Below are 6758 nucleotides of genomic sequence, written 5' to 3' on the forward strand. Positions count from 1 at the left end.
TCAACGAATGAACCCGAAATCGCCACATGCGGCATCAAGGACAAGCGGTCGAGCGACCGATCAACAATGCTTAGCCGCCGGCTCAGTCGCGCGCGCGCCGGCTGGAGATCGCTACGCAGTGAGCACACGGCGCTTGGGCGCGGTAAGGCCGTAGCAGTGGATCATCTGGCGAAGCCCCCCGCCCCGCCCGCCGGTTCCACGCTCATTCCCGCCTGGATTGATGGGGGAGGGATTCGGGCGAGCGCAGGCCCAAGCCAGGATAGCGGGTCAGCAAGCTCGCTAACCCGCATCATGGAAGAGAAGGAGCCGCGCAGCGGAGCGGGAAACCGCTTTTTAGGCGACGGCCTCTTGGAGCTTGGGATGCGCGGGAACGGTCGCCAATCGGCCCAAGGGGCTTCCGCGACTTTCGCAGTGCATGCTCCGGGTCGTCGACTTCGCCTGAGACTTGCAAATCGCCGGGCCGCTCGAAGCGCCCGTATCTCTGCTCACTGATCGCCGGCTTGTTGCGAAGGCGCGAGCCGATCGACGACGTTGGCGATCACATCGGTTATGTAAACGGTCTGGCCGTCCTTTTGATAGCTGCGGTCGGCGACGCGGCATTCCGCGTAAACCGGATCGCCCTTCTTGATGTTCTCAAGAGCCCATTTCGCGACCTTTTCGTTCAGGATCGTCAGCGTAACCCAGTCGGTAGCTTCCTTCTTCTCACCGGATTGCCGGTCGTTCCAGGCCCGATTTGTCGCGATGCTGAACTTGGCGACCTTCCCGCCATCGAAGCCTTTGGCGTCGGCGCCGACGTAGCCCCGCAGGATGAATAGATTTGTGCTGCGCATGAGTTTTTCTCTCCTGTCTTTTGCCTTTAGAAAGCCACCCCTGCTACAACTCCCTAGTTGGCACCTTGGCTTTTCAAGATTCGCATTTTATTATATTTTGCCAGAATTGGAAATTGCGGACCGCTGTCGATTGACCGCGATAACAAAAAGACCGTTTTTTCGCTTCACCCGCCGCCGGCGAAGTGGCGAGAGCGAACACCAAAGCCATGAGACGGAGATCGTTGCCCGAATGGCGCAAGCGAGGGCCGCGGCATCGGTTGCACCGCGACTAGCCCCCGACCCGGAGGCTGACATGACAGTCGGTTTCAAGCGGCCAATTTGTGAGGCTATCAGCGGGCGCAGCGGCGGCTTTGCTCGTGTTATCGCGAGCGGCCAAAGCCGACAACGCTTACACCCGCGTAAAGTTCTTTGCACGACGCTACGCGTCGGCATTCTGCCCGAAGGTGGGCGCCATTTATCCGGATTATAATATTTTGTCAGCTTTTCTGCCTGCCCCCGCCGTGGAATGGCCGCAACTTGGCCTTAGGCAGTATGGAGAAACCGCTCGTTTTCCCTTAAGTCAGGGGTTGCCGTTTATGAACGTACAGGTGTTTAAGTTCCCGATTCGCGTGGCTCGGCGGGGAGAGGTATGGTGCGAACCGCTCAAAATCCATTTTCCTCAGGTCCACCGCCTCGTCAGGAAGAAAGCGTCTCTGTCCTCAGCGGCGCCAGGCTTAAGGCATAACGAGACCCTCGTCGTTTGCGATTTTTCTCTGTTCAATCTCGGGGGCGACTTGACGGGATCCATCCCTCTGCGTCACTTATCGCCCTCGGCGGATCGCTCGCTAATCGTTCGTCACCATTGGTCAAAGTTGCTTGCGAACGCCTACTTGCAGGGCGTCGAAGACATGGATCCCGACCAGCCGTGCGGAGGGCTCTATGAGACGGAACAGGCAATTTTCACGATCGCGAAATGTCGAACCCGCAAGAGCTGGCCCGGCCCGATGATCTTTTACCTTGCCGATGTCTTCGAGGACGACTCCGAGATCGGGGTCCAAATTTGGGAAAAGTCGATTGGGGTCGACGGCGAGCTGCGAACAACCGACATTTTTTATAACGAAGGCTGAAAAGCAGTGGCTCAGGCTCTAGCATTTGCATACGAACGCATCTCGGGAGACGAGGAGGCTTTTCGCAGGGTGACCAGCGAACACGCATGTGACCGGTTACCCCGCGCCGTAGGGCGCCGCTGGGATTCTTAATTTTCTGGCAAGCATTTTTTAAAAAATTGGCGGTAGTGTTGATTTTCCGCTTGGCGCCGCCACGGGAATCTCCGATGCTAATAGACAAGCGACCGTCATCTAACATTACACGATCACATGAATCAAAGGCGGGTAGCAGGCGGGGCTCGAGGTCGGAAGACGACGAAGCCGACGGGTGAACATCATCGACTGATGGTGAGTTCAATGGAGGATCGGCTCGCCTCTCCGCACCTGGAGCGGTTAGCGAAGAACCTGATTGCGCATCTGGAAAAGAGCGGAATGAATAAGCCCGAATTTGCCGAGTTCATCGGCATGTCCGGTTCTCAATTTCGTTATGTGCGCAGTCGAGCCGCAAACCCCTCAATCGAGATGCTTGCGAAGATTTCCGCCAAGCTGAAAACGCCTCTTTACGAGCTCTTGGAGGACTGCCAGCTCGGACATCGTCGCAACTTGTCCGCAAAGCAGATGACGAAAAACCTTTCGATGATCCTGAAGAGAAAGTACGTTGAGAGCGGATTGGATAAGGAGCAATTCGCCAAAACCATCGGCGTCTCGCTGCCGCAGTTATATTTGATGTTGCGGGGAGACTCGAACCCGTCGCTACTCATTGTCATCGAGATTGCGAGACGACTTGGCATCGGAATGTGGGAGCTGTTGGGAGTGGAGCCGATGCAGGTCGAAGAACCCACGGCTCGTTAGAGCGGATGGAGGGATCAACGAACTCACGCGTCATCCTAACGCTACATTCCCCCGGCATTATCCAAATGGCGTCACCGCGCCCCTTGACGCAACTGCATTTGCAGTGTCCTGCGCGAGGAGCAGTACGCTACCGCTCACCTTGGGCGAGCCGCCTCTGAGACGCCGCCCGATCCCCAATTAGTTATATCCGACGCCACTCTTTGGGTCGAGGCCGCTGGCTTGTGAGTTCATCTCAGGCTTCCCATATGGGCCAACAGGAGGATGTCGCCATGTCCGAGAAAGCAAAACGCTACGCATTCCTGACCGCGGGTTTCGCGGTGATACTGTTCGCCAATTTCTACATCGGCGAGACGCCGCTTGGGTGGGCGACGCTCTTCGCAGGGCTCGGCATTTACTACTACGGCTGGCGTGGCGTTTGTCCGGCGTGCCAGGCCGGGCGTTGCAGAGTCGAGTTGCCGAATGGCATGGTCGAGCGCCGTTAAGCGTCCGCTTCGAGGCGTCGGCAGGGTCGATCGCGACCCTCGACCGTCATAGAAATCCCGTTCTTTCTCTAACTTTCGGACCCAAACCGTAACGCCCCCGTTTGACTGGCTCTTCGCTCCGAGCCGAACCGAGGACGTGCGGAGCGGAGCCATCATTGGCCTCATCCGCAGGTCGTCTAAGTATCAGGCCCCTTAACATATGGGCGCGTTAGGCCTTCTCTGGCTGACGATTCACGACCACGTCCCGTGGTTGCTTTTGTGGCGCTCGCAGACAGGCACGGTCCCCTCCGCCCCCAAAAAAAACCCAGACCAACAGTAGCGCGCCACTGCATAGCGGCTACAAAAAACGAGCATATGTTACACGGTTCCATTCTGGAACGAGCAAGCCCCAGCTTTGGGGCACCAAACCATCGCGACCGAGGACCAAGGATCCCAACAACCGGTGCCAAAAACGAGCAGGGAAACGGCTGCTGGGAATAGGGCCTTTCGGCCTCTGCCGCCCAAAATCCGCACCAAAAAAGCCTCCCCGCATGTCCCTTTGTGCTGACGAGCCTAGATTTATGTCCAATCACGACAGCGGCCGGCGCCGCTCCGCGCCAGACTCTAAGACGCTTCTTACCAATGAAAATCGTGGCCTTCGAGGTCCAACACCGTGAGGTGAGCTCTTTTGAACGCTTGAGGGCAGAGCACGAGGTTGTTCTGCTTGAGGAGCCGCTGCGCGCGGAGAATGCGAAGCGGTTTCAGGACGCGCAAATCGTCTGTCCCTTTGTCTATTCCGACCTTAGCGCCGGCGTATTGCAAGACATGCCACAGATCAGAATGATAGCCACACGCTCGACCGGCTACGATCACATCAACCTCAGATACTGCAAAGAAAGAGGAATCGTGGTCTCGAATGTGCCAACCTACGGCGAGGCCACCGTGGCCGAACATGTGTTTGCGTTGCTACTCACGATTAGCCACAGGCTACGCGAGGCGGTCGAGCGCGCGCGCAATGGTGAATTCAGCCCCATTGGCCTTGAGGGGTTCGACTTGGCCGGAAAGACCCTCGGCGTCGTGGGCGTCGGCTCGATCGGCCGTCATGTCGTCCGGATTGCCCGCGGATTCGAAATGAACGTAATCGCCTTTGACCTTAAACCAGACTCCCGCCTGGCGGCAGAACTTGGCTTCGATTATTTGTCCTTCGATGCCGTGGTTAAGCAAGCCGACATCTTGACATTGCATGTGCCGGCTACGCCGGGGACGAATAATATGATTTCTGCGGCGGAGTTTGCCCAGATGAAGGATGGCGTCGTTCTCATAAACACGGCTCGCGGGAGCTTGGTTGAGCCGAGAGCCTTGATCCAGGCCCTCCATAGCCGAAAAGTCTCGGCCGCAGGCCTAGACGTCATGCCTGACGAGCCGATGATCAGGGAAGAAGCTGAGCTGATCTGTTCGCTTTTCTGCGAGCGGCACGATCTGCGAAATCTGGTCGCGGACCACATACTTCTAAGAATGCCGAACGTAGTTGTCACGCCGCACAGCGCATTCAACACCGTAGAAGCGTTGGGAAGAATTCTCCAAACGACGATCGCAAATATCGAAGCCTTTGCAGCGGGAACCGCTCAAAACATCGTAGAGTAAGAGTTTGCTGCAGCTCGTCGCCAGCGTTGTCGCTCGCCCGCGACGGGATACAGCCAGCCATGCGGCCGTGTTCTATTACGGCGCCGCCTCGGCCGTCAGGCAGCATGGCCGTTCCTTCCCTGGTTCCCGAGCGAATCCGGCCGAGAGGCATGCGCAATCGGAACGTTGCGACGGCACGTTCTGCCGTTGCGATTGCCGGCGGGATGTGGCTTGCCGTCTCTCGTCGTACACCGGCGCGCAATGCGTCGGAAGAGCCTTGGCGACGCTTGCCTTCTATTTAGCCTTGCTCGTTATCAGCCTAACCCCGCCTTGGGAGGCAGCCTGGGACCGACTCTCTCCGCATTTCGCTGGTGGATGTTTCTCCCCGGCATCCTGGCGGAAGAGCGGAGATGCAAATTTACGGCCCTACGCTTACTTAAGAACCTATCTGGAGGATACTCTGGGGCTAAAAAGGACGGCAATGGAAGAATCATACGGCGCTCCTGCGGAACGCGTCATGGTCCCGGCTCCTCAAGGCGGGGTTAACCAGGGCGACCTGCTCATCATCAAAAAGCTCTGTGGCGTAGCGGTGAGCGCCGCAGATGAAGGGGAAGAAGTCGAGATTATGGTCGAAGGCTGCTTTGATCTCCCGAAGGGAGACTGCGCCTTGGCACTTGGTTCCCCAGCTTACTGGGACATGGCGGCGAAGCGGATTACCGCGAACGCGCACCGTAATATTCGGATCGGCATTGCCATCGGGGACGCGCCGCGGGAGGCGCAAATCGTCCGGGTTCGGCTTGATGGATTTATTGCATGATATGCGCATGCTTTCCTGACGGGAAGACGTTTTCGTGCTAAACTGGCCGCTAAATGCCTTAACTGCGTGCGAGCAGGAGGAGCAGCCAGATGAAACCCGGGGATTACGCCTGGTTGTGCCCGATAGGGTCCCTCTTGCTGGCGGGCCTTATCCTGATCGCCTTTGGCCTCACCTGGTGGGACGCCCTTCTTTTGGTCGGAATATTGGCATGCCCTTTTAACTGGCTTTGGCTTTTCTTCTCTGGTGAGAAACGAAAGTAATGGACGCTTCCGTGAACTATTCGTTGAGGCTGCGGCATATCCTCTACGGGGCCATCACGCCTCTGGTAAGAAGTGTTTCGTCAAAGAGGAAGACTTTATTTGGATCGGGGAATTCACCGTGCCCCTTCTTGCCGTGGTAGGTACAGCGCGACAACAAATCCCTAATCACATTTAGGCGAGCAGCCTGTTTGTCGTCAGCTTTCACGACAGTCCAAGGTGCAAAAACACTATGGGTTCTCCTCAGCATTTCGTCACGAGCTTTGGAATAGGCGTCCCAGTGTTCTAGCGCTGTTTCATCGATCGGGCTGATTTTCCATTGGCGCAAAGGATCGCTCCGACGACGTTCGAGACGCTTCCTCTGTTCCGCTTGACTAATATCCAGGTAATATTTGATGAGCGTAAAGCCGCAGTGGACGAGTAATTGTTCGAACATCGGCACAGTTCGCATGAACTGCTCATACTCGTCCTCGGTGCAAAAGCTCATGACGCGTTCCACCCCCGCTCGGTTGTACCAACTACGGTTAAAGATCACGATCTCGCCACTGGTCGGCAGGTGGGGCGTATAGCGCTGGAAGTACCACGCTTTTTGATCCCGATCGGAGGGCTTGCCGAGCGCCACGATGCGAGACTCACGGGGCGATAGATGCTCGGTAATTCTCTTTGCAGTTCCGTCCTTCCCAGCCGCATCCCGCCCCTCAAGAATCACCAAAACCTTTTGTTCGCCTTTGATCACGTGCTTGTGAAATCTTACCAGCTCTACTTGCGCGTTATGCAGCGCTTGCGCGTAGGCCTCGTCTTCTTGTTCCGACTTTTTACCCATCCTGATTTTT

General features: G+C 56.9%; 7 protein-coding genes. 5 read left to right on the forward strand and 2 right to left on the reverse strand.

Going from position 1 to position 6758, the window contains the following annotated elements:
• Nucleotides 1–485: 485 nt before the first annotated feature.
• Nucleotides 486–830, reverse strand: a complete 345-nt coding sequence (locus MET49242_RS01875; protein WP_036280022.1) for a single-stranded DNA-binding protein — start codon at nt 828–830, stop codon at nt 486–488.
• Between the two features lie 350 nt (nt 831–1180).
• Between MET49242_RS01875 and MET49242_RS24660 the strand changes: the two genes are divergently transcribed.
• From MET49242_RS24660 to MET49242_RS01900, 5 genes are all read left to right on the forward strand, one after another.
• Nucleotides 1181–1936, forward strand: a complete 756-nt coding sequence (locus MET49242_RS24660; protein ID WP_144259425.1) for a hypothetical protein — start codon at nt 1181–1183, stop codon at nt 1934–1936.
• A gap of 336 nt (nt 1937–2272) precedes the next feature.
• A complete protein-coding gene (locus MET49242_RS01885) occupies nt 2273–2767 on the forward strand; it encodes a helix-turn-helix domain-containing protein (RefSeq protein WP_036280027.1) in 495 nt (164 codons plus the stop codon).
• A 269-nt stretch (nt 2768–3036) separates the two neighbouring features.
• Nucleotides 3037–3249 carry a DUF2892 domain-containing protein gene (locus MET49242_RS01890; RefSeq protein ID WP_051133938.1) on the forward strand — a complete coding sequence of 71 codons (213 nt, stop codon included), beginning with the start codon at nt 3037–3039 and terminating at the stop codon, nt 3247–3249.
• 621 nt (nt 3250–3870) lie between these two features.
• Nucleotides 3871–4872 (forward strand): hydroxyacid dehydrogenase, encoded by a 1002-nt coding sequence (locus MET49242_RS01895; RefSeq protein WP_036280029.1) that lies wholly within the window; start codon nt 3871–3873, stop codon nt 4870–4872.
• A gap of 460 nt (nt 4873–5332) precedes the next feature.
• Complete coding sequence (locus MET49242_RS01900) at nt 5333–5668, forward strand: DUF2190 family protein (protein WP_036280032.1); 336 nt, start codon at nt 5333–5335, stop codon at nt 5666–5668.
• 303 nt (nt 5669–5971) lie between these two features.
• On the opposite strand, the gene ppk2 is transcribed toward MET49242_RS01900, so the two are convergent.
• Entirely contained in the window at nt 5972–6748 is a 777-nt protein-coding gene (gene ppk2, locus MET49242_RS01905) for a polyphosphate kinase 2 (protein WP_036280035.1), read from the reverse strand.
• Between the last annotated feature and the right edge of the window lie 10 nt (nt 6749–6758).

It is taken from the genome of Methylocystis sp. ATCC 49242 (genome assembly GCF_000188155.2).
In the GTDB taxonomy this organism is placed as follows: domain Bacteria; phylum Pseudomonadota; class Alphaproteobacteria; order Rhizobiales; family Beijerinckiaceae; genus Methylocystis.